This is a genomic window from Salipiger sp. H15, assembly GCF_040409955.1.
GTDB lineage: Bacteria > Pseudomonadota > Alphaproteobacteria > Rhodobacterales > Rhodobacteraceae > Salipiger.
In genome coordinates this window covers 2550011-2565265 of record NZ_CP123384.1, presented here as the reverse complement: position 1 = coordinate 2565265, position 15255 = coordinate 2550011, and the positions used below count along the sequence as shown (strand labels likewise).

Below are 15255 nucleotides of genomic sequence, written 5' to 3'. Positions count from 1 at the left end.
TTGCGGGCCCTGTCAGCCGGCCAGCAGCTTCTTGCGGGCGGAGTATTCCTCGGGCTCGATCTCGCCGCGGGCAAGGCGCATGTCGAGCTCGGCCAGCGCCGCCTCGCGGCCCTTCGGTGCGCCGACCTGCCCGTTCAGGCGGAAGAACCAGATCACCCCGACGATCACCAGCCCGAGCACGATCAGCCACAGGATCGGGCCGAAGATCATCGCCACGCCGTGGCCGTAGCCCCAGTCCATCATGTGGCCGTAACCGTCGACATCCGCCATGGCGGGCGTGGCAAGAAGCATCAATGCGGGCAGAAGTGGTTTCACGGCAGCCTCCCTCGGCTGAGTCCTGATCGCCCGAGTGTCGCGCCGCCTGCCCTTCGCGGCATTGACGCAGCGCAAACGCGCGGACACGTCCGCTCCCGCCCGCGTGAGGCGGGGCACCCGCAAGGCCCGAGCCCTGATCGCAGGGCTTGACCTTCCCCCCGCTGGAAGCCCCAATCATCGGGGGACAGCGACCATCCAGACGAGGAGCGTCCCATGGCCCATCATCACGACGCGCAGCGCGCGACCCCCGCGATCACCCGCGACCCGGTCTGCGGGATGATCGTGGATCCGGCGTCGGACAAGCCGGGCCTCGAGCATGAGGGGCATCGCTACCATTTCTGCTCGGAGCGCTGCCGCGAGAGGTTCCGCGCCGATCCCGCGGCCTATCTGACCGCGACCGACCCGGTCTGCGGCATGGCGGTGGACCGCGCCACCGCCGCGCACATGCTCCGGCACGAGGGCGCGCCCGTCTTCTTCTGCTCGCAGTCCTGCCAGTCGAGGTTCGAGGCCGATCCCGCGGCCCATGCCGCCGAGCGTCCCGCGCCCGCGACCGGGACGATGCCCGGGGGAACGCAATACACCTGCCCGATGCACCCCGAGATTGTCCGCGACGCGCCCGGCGACTGCCCGATCTGCGGCATGGCGCTCGAGCCGGTGATGCCCTCGGCGGAGAGCGGTCCGAACCCCGAGTACCTCGACATGAAGCGGCGGCTGAAGATCACCGCCCCGCTCGCGGCGCTGGTGTTCCTGCTCGAGATGGGCGCGCATGTCGGCATTCCCTTCGCCGACTGGATCGGTCACCGGCTCTTTGGCTGGGTGCAGTTCGCGCTGGCAACGCCCGTGGTGATCCTCTGCTGGCCGTTCTTCCGGCGGGGCTGGGCCTCGATCGTGACCCGCGCGCCCAACATGTGGACGCTGATCGCGCTCGGCACCGGGGCGGCCTACCTCTTCTCGGTGGTCTCGCTGCTGGCGCCGGGGCTCTTCCCGGCGGCCATGCGCGACGGCATGGGCATGACCCCGGTCTATTTCGAGGCGGCGGCGGTGATCCTCGTGCTGGTGCTCGTGGGGCAGGTCATGGAACTCGCCGCGCGCGAGCGCACCGGCGACGCGATCCGCGCGCTCCTCGACCTCGCGCCCAAGACCGCCCGGCGGCTGCGCGACGGCGCCGAGGAGGACGTGCCGCTGGACGAGGTCACCGCGGGCGATGTCCTGCGCGTGCGCCCCGGCGAGAGCGTGCCGGTGGATGGCGTGGTGACCGAGGGGCGCTCGTCGGTGGACGAGAGCATGATCACCGGCGAGCCCCTGCCGGTGGAGAAGACCGAAGGCGAGGCGGTCACCGGCGGCACGCTCAACAAGACCGGCAGCTTCATCATGCGGGCCGAGAGCGTCGGCGCCGAGACCACGCTCTCGCGCATCGTCGGGCTGGTCTCGAAGGCGCAGCGCTCGCGCGCGCCGATCCAGGCGCTGGCGGACCGGGTCGCGGCGTGGTTCGTGCCCGCCGTGGTGGCGGTGGCGGTGCTGGCCTTTCTTGCGTGGTCGCTCTTCGGCCCCTCCCCGGCGCTCTCCTATGCCTTCGTCGCCGCGGTCTCGGTCCTGATCATCGCCTGCCCCTGCGCGCTCGGCCTTGCGACGCCCATGTCGATCATGGTGGCAACCGGCCGCGGCGCGCAGGCGGGCGTGCTCATCCGCGACGCCGAGGCGCTGGAGCGGTTCTCCAAAGTTGACGTGCTGGTGGTCGACAAGACCGGCACGCTGACCGAGGGCCGGCCGACGCTGACCGACGCCGAAGCGGCGGAGGGCATGGAGAAGACGGACCTGCTCGCCCTCGCCGCCGCGCTGGAACGCGGCTCCGAGCACCCGCTGGCCGAGGCGATCACCGCAGGCGCGCGCGACGCCGGGGCGCCGGAGCGCGAGGCCGGCGATTTCGAGGCGGTCACCGGCAAGGGCGTCACCGGACGGGTCGGCGGCGCGCGCGCGCTGCCCGGCAACGCGGCGCTGATGGCGGACGAAGGCGTGGACCTCGGCGCGCTCGCAGGCCGCGCCCGGGAGCTTCAGGCCGAGGGCAAGACGGCGATGTTCGTCGCCCTGGGCGGCCGCGCCGCCGGGATCGTCGCGGTCGCCGACCGGGTGAAGGAGAGCACGCCCGACGCGATCCGCGCCCTGCACGAGGCCGGGCTGCGCATCGTCATGGCCACCGGCGACGCGCGCGCGACCGCCGAGGCCGTGGCGCGCAGTCTCGGCATCGACGAGGTCCATGCCGAGGTCAGCCCCGAGGACAAGCACGCGCTGATCGAGCGCCTGCGCACCGAGGGACGCTCGGTCGCCATGGCGGGCGACGGGGTGAACGACGCCCCGGCGCTGGCCGCCGCCGACGTCGGCATCGCCATGGGCACCGGCGCGGATGTCGCCGTGGAGAGCGCGGGCATCACGCTGGTGAAGGGCGATCTCGGCGGCATCGTCCGGGCGCGGCACCTCGCCGAGGCGACGATGCGCAACATCCGCCAGAACCTCTTCTTTGCCTTCGTCTACAACGCGGCGGGGGTGCCGCTGGCGGCGGGCATCCTCTACCCGTTCTTCGGCATCCTGCTCTCGCCGATCGTGGCGGCGGCGGCGATGAGCCTCTCGTCGGTCTCGGTGATCGGCAACGCGCTGCGGCTGCGCGGGGCGAAGCTGTGAGGTGGCCGGTCGCGCAGGCGCAGCCATGCCGCGAACGTGATCTGACGCCGCCGCGCCATGGGCGTAGCCTCGCGCCATGACCCGGCTCGCGCTCCGCCTGCTACTGCTGACCCTGCTCGGGGTCTGGACGGTGCTTCCGCTTGCGCCGGTGCATGCCATGCCTGCGGGCCATGCCGCCGCGGGCGCGCAGATGGCCATGGATCACGGCAGCCACGCTTCCTCCGCGCAGGACCAGACGGGACACCAGAGTCTGCACGAGCAGATCTGCGCGGTGCATTGCCTGCCGGTGGACGCGCCGCGCCCCGGCCTGCCCGGAGCCGAGGTCATGGCGCGAATGTCGCGCATCGAGACCTCGCTCGCCGACGTCTCCCTCTCGTCCCGGGAATACGCCCCGACCTCGCCGCCGCCGCGCGGCTGATCTCCGCGGGACCCGGTCCCGCCACGCGAAACCCTTTTTCCCGGAGATCACCATGACCCGACTTTCCCGCCGCGGCTTCCTCGCCGCTTCCGCCGCCCTGTCCGCATCCCTCCTGCTGCCCGCAAGGGCGCGGGCGGCGACGGAGCGGCTTTCGCTCACCGCGACCACCCGCACCCTCGAGGTGAACGGCCGCGCCGCCACCGTCCTCGGGCTGACCAACGGCAGCGGAGGCCAGGGGCTGGTCCTCGAGCCGGGCCAGCGCTTCGCCGTCGATCTGACGAACGCGCTCGAGACCGAGACGATCGTCCACTGGCACGGGCAGATCCCGCCCAACGCACAGGACGGCGTGCCCAACACCAACCCGATGCTGAAGCCCGGCGATCGCCGCGCCTTCGACTTCGCGCCGCGCCCGGGCACCTTCTGGATGCACAGCCACATCCCGCAGCAGGAGATCGCGCTGCTCGCCGCGCCGCTGATCGTGCGCAGCGCCGAGGATGTCGCGGCCGACCGGCAGGAAGTGGTGATGTTCCTGCACGACTTCAGCTTCCGGACGCCCGAGGAGGTGCTGGCGGAGGTCACCGGCGGCACCGGCCACGCGGCGGCGATGGACCATGGCGCGATGCACCATGCACCGGCGCAGACGGGCGCCATGCCCGGCATGGACCACGCGGCGCAGATGCCGGGGATGGGCGGCATGGGTGGCATGGCGATGGACCTCAACGATTTCGAGTTCGACGCCTATCTCGCCAATGACCGCACGCTCGATGATCCCGAGGTCGTGGCGGTCGAGCCGAACGGCAAGGTCCGGCTGCGCGTCATCAACGGCTCGTCGATGACCGCCTACTGGATCGACACCGGCGGTCTGGCCGCCGCGCTCGTCGCGGTGGACGGTGACCCGGTGCAGCCGCTGGCCGCGAGCCGCTTCCCGATCGCGCAGGGCCAGCGCATGGAGATCGACCTCGACCTGCCCGGGGACCGGCTTGCCCGGCCGATCCTCGCGCTGCGCGAGGGCGCACGCGAGCAGACCGGCCTGATCCTTGCGCCCCGCGGCAGCACCATCCCGCGCCTTGCCACCCGCGCCGAGGCCGAAACGCCCCCTGTTGCCGGCGACCTGCGGCAGGAACTGGCGTTGTGCGCCGTCTCGCCGCTCGCCGCCCGGCAGGCGGACGCGCAGCACATGGTGATGCTGGGCGGCGCCATGAGCCCCTATGTCTGGACGATCAACGGCGCGACCTGGGAGGACCGCACGCCGATCCCGGTCACGCGGGGCGCGCGGGTCGAGATGATGTTCCACAACATGTCGATGATGGCCCACCCGATGCACCTGCACGGCCACGTGTTCCAGGTTGTCGCCGTCGGGAACCAGCGCCTCGCGGGGGCGCTACGCGACACGGTGCTGGTGCCGGCGATGGGCTCGGTGACCATCGCCTTCGACGCGGGCGAGGCCGCGCCCTGGATGATGCACTGCCACCACATGGGCCATCTCGCCACGGGCATGATGACCGAGCTGCAGGTGAAGGCCCTCGCCTGAGCCTCGTGCCGGCGGTGCCCCTCGGACGGGCACCGCCGGACGTCTGCCGCGGCCGGGGCTCAGGGCCAGACCGGCAGCCCCTCCAGCCCCGCGGTTTCCGGCAGGCCGCAGATCAGGTTGGCGTTCTGCACGGCGTGGCCCGCCGCGCCCTTGCCGAGGTTGTCGACCGTACCCATGGCGATCACGAGGTTGCGCTCCGGGTCGGCCGCGTAGCTCACGAAGGCAAGATTGGAGCCGGTCGCCCACTTGGTCTGCGGCGGCCGGTCGGTCACCCGCACGAAGGGCCGGTCCGCGTAGAAGTTCCGCGCCGCGGCGAGGCAGGCCCCGGTGGAGGCGCTGCCGCGGCAGTAGATGGTGACGAGCACGCCGCGGGTCATCGGCACGAGGTGCGGGGTGAACACCAGCCCGGCGGCGCTGCCGCCGCTCAGCCGCTCGATGGTGCGCGCCATCTCGGGCATGTGGACGTGGCTCAGAAGCCCGTAGGGCTGGAGGTTCTCGTTGCTCTCGGCATAGCCGAACCTGCTGTCGCCGCCGCCCCGTCCCGCGCCCGAGATGCCGGTCTTGGCGTCGATCACGATATTGCCGGGGTCAATGAGCCCCGCGGCCAGCAGCGGCGCGAGGGTGGTCAGCGTCGCCGCCGGGAAGCAGCCGGGGTTGGCGATCCGGCTGCGCGCCCGGATCTCCTCGGGCCAGACGTCGGCAAGCCCGTAGGCCCAGCCGTCCGCGTAGCGGTGGTCGCCGCCGATGTCGACGATCTTCACCTCCGCGGGGACGCGCGCCAGCGCCTCCGCCGAGGCGCCGGTCGGCAGCGAGGCGAAGAGCAGGTCGAGCTTCGGCAGGGCCTCGGGGTCCCACTTCTCGATCACCAGCCCGGCCAGCTTCTGCGGCACGCCGGGGAAGCGGTCGACGAGGCGGCTTCCGGCGCTGCCTTCTCCGGCCGCGTAGACCAGCTCGAACGCGGGGTGGCCGGCGATCAGGCGCAGCGCCTCGCCGCCGCCGAAACCGCTGATGCCGACAATGCCGACGCGAATGCTCATGGGGGTATCCTTCCTGTTTGCGGAAAAGGGAAAGCCCCCGGAGCCGGGGGCTGCGGGGGTTCAGGAACGCGGGTCGGAGGGGCTCCGGCGGCGGGTCTCCGGGCTGGGCCGGCTACCGCTGCAGGGGACGCAAATCGACGCGCAGCCCGAAGAGCCGCCGCAGGGAGGTGCGGCGTCGGCGTCGGTCGAAGAGGGTCCGGGTCCTGAACATGGCCGCATTCAATGTCGTCCTGCCCCGTCCCGGTCAAGCGGAATGTTTCCCCCCGGTCAATGCCCTGCCCGGGCGCCGCGCACCAGAATTCTACGCGCGTCACTCCTCGAAGAGCGCCCGCAGGTGCCCCGGAAGGGCCGCGCCCCGCCTTCCCTCGCCGGGCGCGGTGACGTAAAGAGGCGCAGCAACCTTGAGGACCCGCCGATGATCCACGAAGAGATCGCCGATTTCGCCGCCGCCCTGCCGCCGATGCGCGCCATCGCGGGGCTCGACCTCGGCACCAAGACGATCGGCGTCGCGCTCTCGGACCGGCTGCTCTCGGTCGCGACCCCCACCGAGACGATCAAGCGCACGAAGTTCACCCTCGACGCCGAGGCGCTGCTGAAAATCGTGCAGGGGCGCGAGGTGGGCGGGATCATCCTCGGCCTGCCGCGCAACATGGACGGCTCGGAAGGGCCGCGCGCCCAATCGACCCGCGCCTTCGCGCGCAACTTCTCGCGGCTCTGGGACGGGCCGATCGGATTCTGGGACGAGCGGCTCTCGACCGTCGCCGCCGAGCGCGCGCTGATCGAGGCCGACACTTCGCGCAAGAAGCGCGCGGAGCTGATCGACCACGTGGCGGCGGGATTCATCCTGCAGGGCGCGCTCGACCGGCTGCGGAACCTTCGGAACGGCTGATGGGCGGCCCGGTGGAAAGCCCCTGCGTGAACATCTGCGTGGTGCACCGCGCAAGCGGGCTCTGCACCGGCTGCCTGCGCACACTGGACGAGATCGCCGGCTGGTCCGGCTACACGCCCGAGGAGCGGCGCGCGATCATGGCGGACCTGCCCGGACGCAAGGCGCTGTTGCAGCAGCGGCGCGGCGGGCGCGCGGGCCGGCTCAAGCGCGAGAGCTGAGCCTCAGGCCGCCTCGCGCATCCGCCCCAGCGCCTCGTCCAGCACCTCGGTGCCGGCGCCATCGCGCGAGGCCTTCTCGGACAGCACCTGCCGCCATTTCCGCGCCCCCGGTCGGCCCGAGAAGAGCCCGAGCATGTGGCGCGTGACCTGGTGCAGCCGGCCGCCCGTCGCGATGTGCCGCTCGATGTAGGGCACCATGGCGGCGACCGCCTCGTCGGGTGAGACGGTCTCGGTGCCGGTGCCGTAGATCCGCGCATCGGCCTCGGCCAGCACGTCCCACGGCGTGTGGTAGGCCGAGCGGCCGATCATCACCCCGTCGAGCCCGCGCGCGAGATGCGCCTCGGCCTCCTCGAGGCTCTGCACCCCGCCGTTGATCGAGACATGCAGCCGCGGGAAGGCCGCCTTCATCTCGTGCACCAGCTCGTAGTCGAGCGGCGGGATGTCGCGGTTCTCCCGCGGGCTCAGCCCCTTGAGCCAGGCCTTGCGGGCATGGATCGTCACCCTCTCGCAGCCCGCCGTGGCGATCTTCTCGAGGAAGTCCGGCAGCACCTCGCGCGGCTCCTGCTCGTCGACGCCGATGCGGCATTTCACCGTCACCTCGACATCGACCGCTTCGCGCATGGCGGCAACGCAGTCGGCGACCAGCTCGGGGTGCTTCATCAGCACCGCGCCGAAGGTGCCCGACTGCACCCGGTCCGAGGGGCAGCCGCAGTTGAGGTTGATCTCGTCGTAGCCCGCCTCGGCCCCGAGCTTTGCCGCATGCGCCAGCTCCACCGGGTCCGACCCGCCGAGCTGCAGCGCCACCGGGTGTTCCGCGGGATCATGGGTCAAAAGGTGCAGCGCCCCGCCCCGCACCAGCGCCGGCGAGGTCACCATCTCGGTATAGAGCAGCGTCTGCCGCGACAGGATGCGGTGCAGGTAGCGGCAATGCCGGTCGGTCCAGTCCATCATCGGGGCGACAGATAATTTAGCGTGATAATTCAATGTTTTATTAGGCATGTTGTCGGCGTTTTCCGGCATATTTTGCACATACATTGCACACGGGATGTACAAACCGTATACATTCTTTGACGTTCTCTAGCACACGGGATGCACACGGATGGCGACCATCACCAAGCTGCCCTCGGGCAAGTACCGCGCGCAAGTGCGGAAGCAGGGTATATACAAGGCTCGGACCTTCGACCGCAAGGCCGATGCCAAGGCGTGGGCTGCAGACATCGAGCGGGCCGTCGGTCAGGGCTCGCAGGCGGGCACCATCTCCAGCGAAGCGCTGACGTTCGGCGACCTGATGGGCGCATACCTCGAACAGGTCGAGACGGGCCGGACGACCAAGGCGACGCTGAACCGGATCAAGGGCGGCGCGCTGGGCAAGGTGAAGCTGAAGCACCTCGACGCCGTCCATATGGCCGAGTTCGTCGAGCGCCGCCGCAAGGATGGCATCACCGGCGCGACGCTGGCGGGCGACCTGTCGGCGCTGAGCGCCGTTCTGAAGTGGGGTCGCAGGGTCAAGAAACTGGACATCAACGAGAAGCTGGCGGCGGAGGCCCGTGGCGACCTGACGGCGGCGCGGATCGACACCCGCAGTCAGGAGCGCGACCGCATCCCGACCGATGACGAACTGGCGGCGCTGGTGGCCTACTTCGACGGCAACCCGCGCCAAGGAATTCCGATGGGCGACATCACCAAGTTCGGCGCGGCAAGCGCCATGCGCCTGTCCGAGATCACCCGCATCCGCATCGAAGACTTCGACCGCGAGGCGCGCACCGTCATCATCCGCGAGCGCAAGGACCCGCGCCGAAAGGCGCGCAACGACCAGACTGTTCCGCTGGTCGGGACCGCGTTCGATCTGGCAATCAAACATGCGGGCGACCGGACGTCGGGACGGATTTTCGATTACGAGGCCAAGAGCGCCTCGACCGCCTTTACCCGCGCCGTCGCTAAGCTGGGCATTGCGGATCTGCACTTCCACGACCTGCGGCATCTCGCCGTCACGTCGCTGTTCCGCGCCGGTCTTGGGATCGAACTTGTCGCCGTCGTGAGCGGGCACCGCGACTGGAAGCACCTGAAGCGCTATACGCAACTTGGGGCTGCGGACGTCCATGCCGCGCTGGCGCGCGCCTGATGGACCGCAAGGGCCGTGAGTCGTTGCGGCGCAACGCCGAGCAGGCACAGGAGGCGCGCCCCGTGCCTCCCGAGGGCCTGCGCGAGTTCCTCGAACTCTGGCGGGACAGCATCCCGCCGGAGGACGGGCGGTCGGAGGACTGGATCGGAGTGAACGCCGCGCTGCGCGCCCTCGACGCGGCGCAGGAGGAGACCCACCTGCGGCGGGTGGCGAGCGGCAGGGGCTCGGGCGCACAGAGGGCGCAGGACGGGGCCGTGTGGCGCTCCATCGCCCTCGGGCTGGCACAGGCCCATTGCAAGGGCGAGGCCAACGTCAGCACCGCCACGCGGCGCGTGCTGACGCGCTGGAGGGCGACCGATGCCCCTGCCCCCGCCTACGACACTGTCAGAAGATTCTTGGGCGAGACGAAAGAAAGCTGGGGGTGAAAATTCTCCCCCCAGATTTGTTCTGCCATCCTGAGTCCAGCACCGGAAACAGGAGACACACCACATGGAAGACCTTGCACAGGGAGCGATCCGTCTTCCCGCCAGCGTGGAAGCGCAACTTGAGGCGCTGATCCAGAGCATCCCCCGCCCCCGCTACTCATCGACCGTTTCGAAGATGCTGAGCGACGCCGGTCTGCTGACCGAGGATGAGGTCGCGGAACTGCGCGGGGTCGATGTCGGCACACTCCAGATGCAGCGCTCGAGAGGCGTGATGCCGCCGCATTACAAGTGGGGCTCGCGGGTCTTCTATAAGAGCAGCGACATCGCCGAACTGATCCTCGCCGAGCGCATCGAAACCGCCGCGCACAAGCGCCGCAGGGCGACAAAAGCCGACCTGCTCTGACTTGACCCCCAACATCGCCGGAGACCTCTGACGCCTGAGGGCGAGCGGTACCGGCTTGCCTGACGAAAGGAGGCAGACATGACGTTGAGTTCGGAAAGCGCCTGCACGCTGCTGTCGCGGGGGGTCGTGACCCGAGCGATGCGCGAGGCGCAGGAATTGGCGCAGACGGCGGTGCAGGCGGGGCGCTTCCGAGGGGGTCGCAGCGGGCATTCCGCCAAGGCGCTCGGGCGGGTCGCAGCGCGGCTCAAGCGGGACCGGTCAACGGTCGCGGCGCGGGTGACCGGCACCCGCTCGCGCCCCGTTCTGGAAGTCCTCCGCAGGGTGCCGGAGTGCCTCACGGAGAGGCCGCACCGAGGCGAAACTTACGCCATCCGTGGGATTACCTACGAGGTCGCCGAATACGACCCGGTGCGGCCCGACCCGGACACCTCGATCAACGTGGGCCTGATCGAACACGCGATGCGCCGATGGGTGGAGCGCGGCGGCGCGGGCGATCCGCGCGAGCACCTGCTGCGGAAACTCGACGCCGAGGTGCTCAGGATCGTCCGCCTGGACGACTTCCGGCTCGCGGTGCGGAACGCGATGGCTCCGGGTGCGGTGCGGCGGACGTTCGGCATCCCCTCGGGTGCTGGCCTCTGGGTCGCCGCAACGTCGCTCACCCGCTACCCGAGGGGCGACTACGTCCGAGGCGTATCGCTCCGCACCTTTCTCGGCCCACACGAACTGAACGATAGCCAGCAAGCGTATCAGCGACTCGCCGAGGCCGAGGGCATCCCCGCCGCCGAGGCGCGGTTCCCGCACCTGTTCAAGCGCTGACCTTAAAGGAGACAGAGATGGACGAGGAATTCCACCAGACTATCGCGCGACGCGCCGCAGAGCGGGCGGCAGAGCGCGAGAACAAGGCCCGATCCGAACGGGAGAACGCAGCGCGGCGCGCCGTGCTGAAAGGCGCGTTCGCGGTGCTGAAGGAGCGCTATGACCCGGACGTGAAGCGCTACGGGCTGACGCTCGACCTGGAACTCAACAGAGGAGACTTCCACATTCCACTTCGAGACGGTGAGCGGCTGTTTGGTCAAGGCGACGTCGTGTGGGCCTTGCTCAACCGCATCGAACGACCTGACAAGCGCGGTCTGCTCTGGCAGCTACCGGTGGTCGCCGCCGAGGGCGTAAAGGATCACGCTGAATCCGTTTTCAACTCGGTGGGCGGCGGCCTGGCTGTCTTCCACACCAACGGCAGGGGAGACGTCGTGAGCGAGTACCACGGCGCGTCTGATGACGACCTGCTGCTCGGGCTGACCCCGCGCGAGGTGCTAGACCTCCTCGACGGGTGGGTCAGGGACTGGCTCAAGAGCGAAGACGTGCTCGCGCACATCGACCGAGTACTCGCGCACAAGGAAGAGAGAGTCCGGCGGGTCATCTGATCGGCCCTTGCGCCCTCCGCAGAGGGCGCGCTACGCTCAAGGTCCGTCAACACCAACGACGACCACATATAGGGGCTCACCGCTCGACCTCGAATGAGCCCGAGGTCGAGCGGCCCAATAGCTGGTCATTCGCTTGGGGTGATGGGCGTTCCCCGCATCCTGAAACGGAAGAAGGCCGAGGCGTGAACCTCGACCTTCAAACCAAGTCGTGATGACGCACGACATAGGGTGCAATTGCACGTTCACCCTACGTCTCCCCGTCCCGCGACGCAATCCCCTGCTGTGACAGGGCGAGGAGACCGAATAGATGCCCAAAGACACAAACGATAGTGGCGTGCTGCGCGTCGATACAGACGCAGCCCTCAGGCACGCCAACACCCTCGCCCGGATCGACGCCTCGGGAGGCGTCGGCGCGCGGGTTTCGATCTGGGCGACGCCCGATCCGGACGACTTCGCGCGGGGCGACGCGTTCGAGTACACCGGCGACCAGCAGGCGCTGCGCGCGTTTGTCGAGGCGCACGCCGACTGCAACATCTACCTCAAGCCTGCGCGCTACGCCTCGGGCAGGACAGGCCCGAACGCCAAGAAAGACGACATCGAGCACCTGCGCTGCGTTCATGTGGATCTCGATTTCGGAGACCATGGCAGCGAGGCGGAGCTGCGGGCTGGCCTCATGTGCTGCGAGTTCGAGCCCTCGATGGTCGTGGCCACCGGCGGCGGGCTGCACGCCTACTGGCTCCTGCCCGAGGCGGTCGAGCGGCAGGGTGTTCACATGTTCGGCTCACTGATCGAACTGGCGAACCAAGGAGTGCGGCAGATGATCGGAGCCGCGCCCGACGGCACGTTCGACCTGTCGCGCTGGCTGCGCCTCGCCGGGACGATCAACTTCCCAAACGCCAAGAAGCGCGAGAAGGGCCGCGTCCCGGTGCCGGTGCTGCTGGAGCAGCCAGACACCGGCGAGCGTTTCGACGTCGTCGCCGAGGTCGCCGCCATGGCGTCGCACGCGCCCAAGGCAGAGGCGCGAGAAGGAGCCTCGGGCGACGTGCCTGAGGTGTATATCGCGCAGGTCGAGGGCGCGGTCGCATCGGCAAAGGAGCAGCATGACGGCGACAAGCTGGCCGAGGGCCTCTGCGCCGCGTTCCCCACGCGCAAGCACCTCTGCACCCTGATCGAGACCCGCAAGGAGATCAGCGGCGACCGCTCGGGCGCGCTGATGTCGCTGGCATCCAAGCTGCAGAGCGCCGGTGTCCATGACGTGCGCGCGTTCGGGCTTCTGGTGCTGACCTCGCCGCCGCTGCTGGAGCACTGCGCCAAGGGTGGCGACGTCGCCAGAACGCTGGCGCGAGCGTGGCGCAGGACGGCGACCTACAAGGGCGAGTGGCTGGACGACGCCCGGCTCGACCTCTGGGCACAGGGCGTCCCGGACGCGCCTTCCGGGACGTGGTCGGGCGACATGAAGCGCTGGCACAAGTTGTGGTCGCAGGGCCTTGCCCACCTCGCAGGGCTGCAGGCAGCCCCTGCGGTCGGGGTGGCAGGAGACCGCGGGTTCAGCCTCGACCTGCCGGAGCAGCCCGCGCCCGTCTTCTGGCTGTCCATGGCCGAGATGCTGCTGCAGGTGCCCGACCTCATGCGCGAGGCGCAGCAAGGAGCCTGCGAGCCGACCGACCTACTGCGCGGGATGCCTCCGGACAGCAAGAAGCCCGACCGCAAGGCGCTGGCCTCGCTGGTGGGCGAGGTGCTCAAGCTGCGCGAGGAGGAGGCGCAGCTCCTGGTAGAGGCGACACACGAGGCGCTGACGCGCGATCGTGCCCAGATCGCCGCTGCCGAGAAGCTGGCGCAGCACGTGGGCAGCGGGCCGGATGAGCGCGCCATGGTGGTCTGGGCGGACATGCCCAACCAGATCGCGCTGGCGTCCGACGTGTTCGACGCGCTGGCGGCGCGCGAGACCAAGGACCGTATCGTCAGGGTCGGGCTCAATTCCATGGCCACTGTTGTCGAGCGGCGCATGGTGGACATCGTCGGCGACAAGTACCTCGACGAGGAGCAGCGCGACCTTGTGCGCCCCGTGGCGCACGTGTTCCAGGCTGCAGGCGCGGCGTCGATCTGCGAGCCTCACCTTGCAGTGTTCAAGCCTGCGCGCGACAAGCTGCAGCCCATGCGCCTCGCGCCCGAGTTCTGGGCGCAGCATGGTCAGAACCCCGATCACGTCGGGAAGCTGCCGGAGCTGGCGGCAGTCTCGCCGGTGCCGCTCTGGCTTCCAAATGGAAAGCGGATCGACAGGCAAGGGCTCGACGCCGAGACCGGCATCTACATCGCAGGCAACGACATCGCCCTCGACCCTGCCCAGTTCGCGACGCCGCAGGAGGCGTTCGAGTTCATCCGCAAGACCATGTTCCCCCAGCTTCTGACGGTCGATGACAACGACCTGCTCGGCGCGATGCTGTTCCTGGCAACGTCGATCTATACCTCTATGCTCGACACCCGACCCGGATTTCTGGTGACGGCCGGAGAGCAGGAGACCGGAAAGTCGATGCTGGCGCATGGCGTCAGCTACCTGCTGACGGGACAGGTCGCGCCCATGCTGAACCTGCCCTCAAGAGAGGAGGAAATCGAGAAGACCCTGACGGCGCTGATCATGGCGCGGATGCCGCTCATCACATTCGACAACTTGGGCACCAGTTCCGCGCTCGACAGCGCGAAGTTGGATATGGCCCTGACCGCGCCCACCTACTCCGGCCGCATCTTGGGCGGTTCCAACATCTTCGAAGGGCCGCAGCGCGGCGTCATCGTGTTCACCGGAAATCACATCAGCCTCGCCGGTGACATGGCGTCCCGCGTCGTGCCCATCCACCTGAGCCGCCCGCCTGATCATGAGTTCGAGCGCACCAGTTGGCGCGGCATCATCGACGCAAACCGCGCGAGAATCCTGTCGGCGGTCGCGCGCATCGTGACCGAACCGAGCGAGCCCTGCAAAGTCGCCTCGCGCTTCCCCATGTGGGATGACATGATCCGCGCGCCGCTGGAACAGGCAGCCGCCAAGCTGGGCATGAAGGTGACGCTGGGCGAGCAGATCAGGGACGCCCGCAAGGAGGCTGCGGAGAAAGGCCCGAAGGTCATCAACCGGCACACGCTCGATGCGCTGGCGCTGCTCGCAGCGCACGGGCTGCTCGACCCCGACGGCTTCACTGCAGCGCAGGTGCGCGAAGCGGTCACGAAGGCCGAGAGGACGAAGCGCGTGCCGCCCGAGGCGCTGCAGTGGGTGAAGCTGTCGAACTTCTGCCCGCCCGAGAGTAAGAAGATCGCGCCCCGCACCATGGGCAAGTTCCTCGCCGACCTGACCCGCACCTACGGGCTGAAGTCGCCCATGAGGTTCACTAGGGAGGACCGCAGCGAGGCCAAGAAACCGCCCATCCTGAGGCTCGAACACCCCGACAGGCAGGCAGTTCTTGAACGTATGACAGCCCATCCCGAGCAGTTCTTCGACCTCGACCACCCAGACTGACACCGCTTGACATGCCCACGCCGGAAGCCGCTCGACCAGTTCGAGCGGCTTTTGCGCTTCAATCGGTGCTAAGTAGCGTCAAATTAGGCCCAATGTCAGGTGTTGCTTTCGGTAATAGCGGTTATGTCGGTTATACTTACTCCGGAATGGAAAAGGTATGAAAACGGGTATTATTTATCAGGGTATTTCCATCTGGGAGTAGGAGTTGCCGCCATAGCCGCTTTTACCGATCGTGCCTTCTGACCCCCTCCGAGGTGGGCCTGCACCGGCAACCCTGACGACCCACCCGCACTGTCGC

14 protein-coding genes are annotated in these 15255 nt (G+C 69.1%); 11 read left to right on the top strand and 3 right to left on the bottom strand.

All coding sequences use genetic code 11. The annotated features are described in order from the left end of the window. Positions 1-12: 12 nt before the first annotated feature. Positions 13-315: an SHOCT domain-containing protein gene (locus tag PVT71_RS12445; RefSeq protein ID WP_353472102.1), complete on the bottom strand. Its 303-nt coding sequence runs from the start codon at positions 313-315 to the stop codon at positions 13-15. A 213-nt stretch (positions 316-528) separates the two neighbouring features. On the opposite strand from PVT71_RS12445, the gene PVT71_RS12440 reads away from it, so the two are divergent. The 3 genes from PVT71_RS12440 to PVT71_RS12430 all read left to right on the top strand — a co-directional run bounded on the left by PVT71_RS12440 (position 529) and on the right by PVT71_RS12430 (position 4940). Continuing rightward, positions 529-2991 (top strand): heavy metal translocating P-type ATPase, encoded by a 2463-nt coding sequence (locus PVT71_RS12440; RefSeq protein WP_353472101.1) that lies wholly within the window; start codon positions 529-531, stop codon positions 2989-2991. A gap of 76 nt (positions 2992-3067) precedes the next feature. Beyond that, a complete protein-coding gene (locus PVT71_RS12435; protein WP_353472100.1) occupies positions 3068-3409 on the top strand; it encodes a hypothetical protein in 342 nt (113 codons plus the stop codon). A 52-nt stretch (positions 3410-3461) separates the two neighbouring features. Further along, on the top strand, positions 3462-4940 hold the full coding sequence (locus PVT71_RS12430) for a multicopper oxidase domain-containing protein (protein ID WP_353472099.1): 1479 nt from the start codon (positions 3462-3464) through the stop codon (positions 4938-4940). 59 nt (positions 4941-4999) lie between these two features. Here the strand turns inward: PVT71_RS12430 and argC are convergent, their stop codons facing one another. After that, positions 5000-5977 (bottom strand): N-acetyl-gamma-glutamyl-phosphate reductase, encoded by a 978-nt coding sequence (gene argC / locus PVT71_RS12425; protein WP_353472098.1) that lies wholly within the window; start codon positions 5975-5977, stop codon positions 5000-5002. Positions 5978-6392: 415 nt separating this feature from the next. On the opposite strand from argC, the gene ruvX reads away from it, so the two are divergent. Together ruvX and PVT71_RS12415 are read left to right on the top strand one after the other, a co-directional pair. Next, complete coding sequence (ruvX, locus tag PVT71_RS12420; protein ID WP_353472097.1) at positions 6393-6866, top strand: Holliday junction resolvase RuvX; 474 nt, start codon at positions 6393-6395, stop codon at positions 6864-6866. Beyond that, complete coding sequence (locus PVT71_RS12415; RefSeq protein WP_353472096.1) at positions 6866-7084, top strand: DUF1289 domain-containing protein; 219 nt, start codon at positions 6866-6868, stop codon at positions 7082-7084. The genes ruvX and PVT71_RS12415 overlap by 1 nt, the downstream gene beginning before the upstream one ends. Positions 7085-7087: 3 nt before the next feature. On the opposite strand, the gene dusA is transcribed toward PVT71_RS12415, so the two are convergent. Next, complete coding sequence (dusA, locus tag PVT71_RS12410) at positions 7088-8035, bottom strand: tRNA dihydrouridine(20/20a) synthase DusA (RefSeq protein WP_353472095.1); 948 nt, start codon at positions 8033-8035, stop codon at positions 7088-7090. A 148-nt stretch (positions 8036-8183) separates the two neighbouring features. Here dusA and PVT71_RS12405 point away from each other — a divergent pair, with 148 nt between their 5' ends. From PVT71_RS12405 to PVT71_RS12380, 6 genes are all read left to right on the top strand, one after another. Further along, complete coding sequence (locus tag PVT71_RS12405) at positions 8184-9206, top strand: site-specific integrase (protein WP_353472094.1); 1023 nt, start codon at positions 8184-8186, stop codon at positions 9204-9206. A gap of 62 nt (positions 9207-9268) precedes the next feature. Beyond that, complete coding sequence (locus PVT71_RS12400; protein ID WP_353472093.1) at positions 9269-9631, top strand: hypothetical protein; 363 nt, start codon at positions 9269-9271, stop codon at positions 9629-9631. A gap of 64 nt (positions 9632-9695) precedes the next feature. Next, a complete protein-coding gene (locus tag PVT71_RS12395; protein WP_353472092.1) occupies positions 9696-10034 on the top strand; it encodes a hypothetical protein in 339 nt (112 codons plus the stop codon). A 78-nt stretch (positions 10035-10112) separates the two neighbouring features. Then, positions 10113-10850, top strand: coding sequence for a hypothetical protein (locus tag PVT71_RS12390; RefSeq protein WP_353472091.1), 738 nt, complete (start codon positions 10113-10115; stop codon positions 10848-10850). A gap of 17 nt (positions 10851-10867) precedes the next feature. Then, a complete protein-coding gene (locus PVT71_RS12385) occupies positions 10868-11455 on the top strand; it encodes a hypothetical protein (RefSeq protein WP_353472090.1) in 588 nt (195 codons plus the stop codon). 307 nt (positions 11456-11762) lie between these two features. Continuing rightward, on the top strand, positions 11763-14957 hold the full coding sequence (locus PVT71_RS12380; RefSeq protein ID WP_353472089.1) for a hypothetical protein: 3195 nt from the start codon (positions 11763-11765) through the stop codon (positions 14955-14957). The last annotated feature ends 298 nt before the right edge of the window (positions 14958-15255 follow it).

Excerpts from the sequence above, each read along its gene's own strand:
- PVT71_RS12405 (WP_353472094.1), top strand. The coding sequence starts at position 8,184 with ATGGCGACCATCACCAAGCTGCCCTCGGGCAAGTACCGCGCGCAAGTG.
- PVT71_RS12390 (WP_353472091.1), top strand. The coding sequence starts at position 10,113 with ATGACGTTGAGTTCGGAAAGCGCCTGCACGCTGCTGTCGCGGGGGGTC.
- PVT71_RS12385 (WP_353472090.1), top strand. The coding sequence starts at position 10,868 with ATGGACGAGGAATTCCACCAGACTATCGCGCGACGCGCCGCAGAGCGG.
- PVT71_RS12380 (WP_353472089.1), top strand. The coding sequence starts at position 11,763 with ATGCCCAAAGACACAAACGATAGTGGCGTGCTGCGCGTCGATACAGAC.
- PVT71_RS12435 (WP_353472100.1), top strand. The coding sequence starts at position 3,068 with ATGACCCGGCTCGCGCTCCGCCTGCTACTGCTGACCCTGCTCGGGGTC.
- dusA (WP_353472095.1), bottom strand. The coding sequence starts at position 8,035 with ATGATGGACTGGACCGACCGGCATTGCCGCTACCTGCACCGCATCCTG.
- ruvX (WP_353472097.1), top strand. The coding sequence starts at position 6,393 with ATGATCCACGAAGAGATCGCCGATTTCGCCGCCGCCCTGCCGCCGATG.
- PVT71_RS12395 (WP_353472092.1), top strand. The coding sequence starts at position 9,696 with ATGGAAGACCTTGCACAGGGAGCGATCCGTCTTCCCGCCAGCGTGGAA.
- PVT71_RS12415 (WP_353472096.1), top strand. The coding sequence starts at position 6,866 with ATGGGCGGCCCGGTGGAAAGCCCCTGCGTGAACATCTGCGTGGTGCAC.
- argC (WP_353472098.1), bottom strand. The coding sequence starts at position 5,977 with ATGAGCATTCGCGTCGGCATTGTCGGCATCAGCGGTTTCGGCGGCGGC.
- PVT71_RS12430 (WP_353472099.1), top strand. The coding sequence starts at position 3,462 with ATGACCCGACTTTCCCGCCGCGGCTTCCTCGCCGCTTCCGCCGCCCTG.
- PVT71_RS12440 (WP_353472101.1), top strand. The coding sequence starts at position 529 with ATGGCCCATCATCACGACGCGCAGCGCGCGACCCCCGCGATCACCCGC.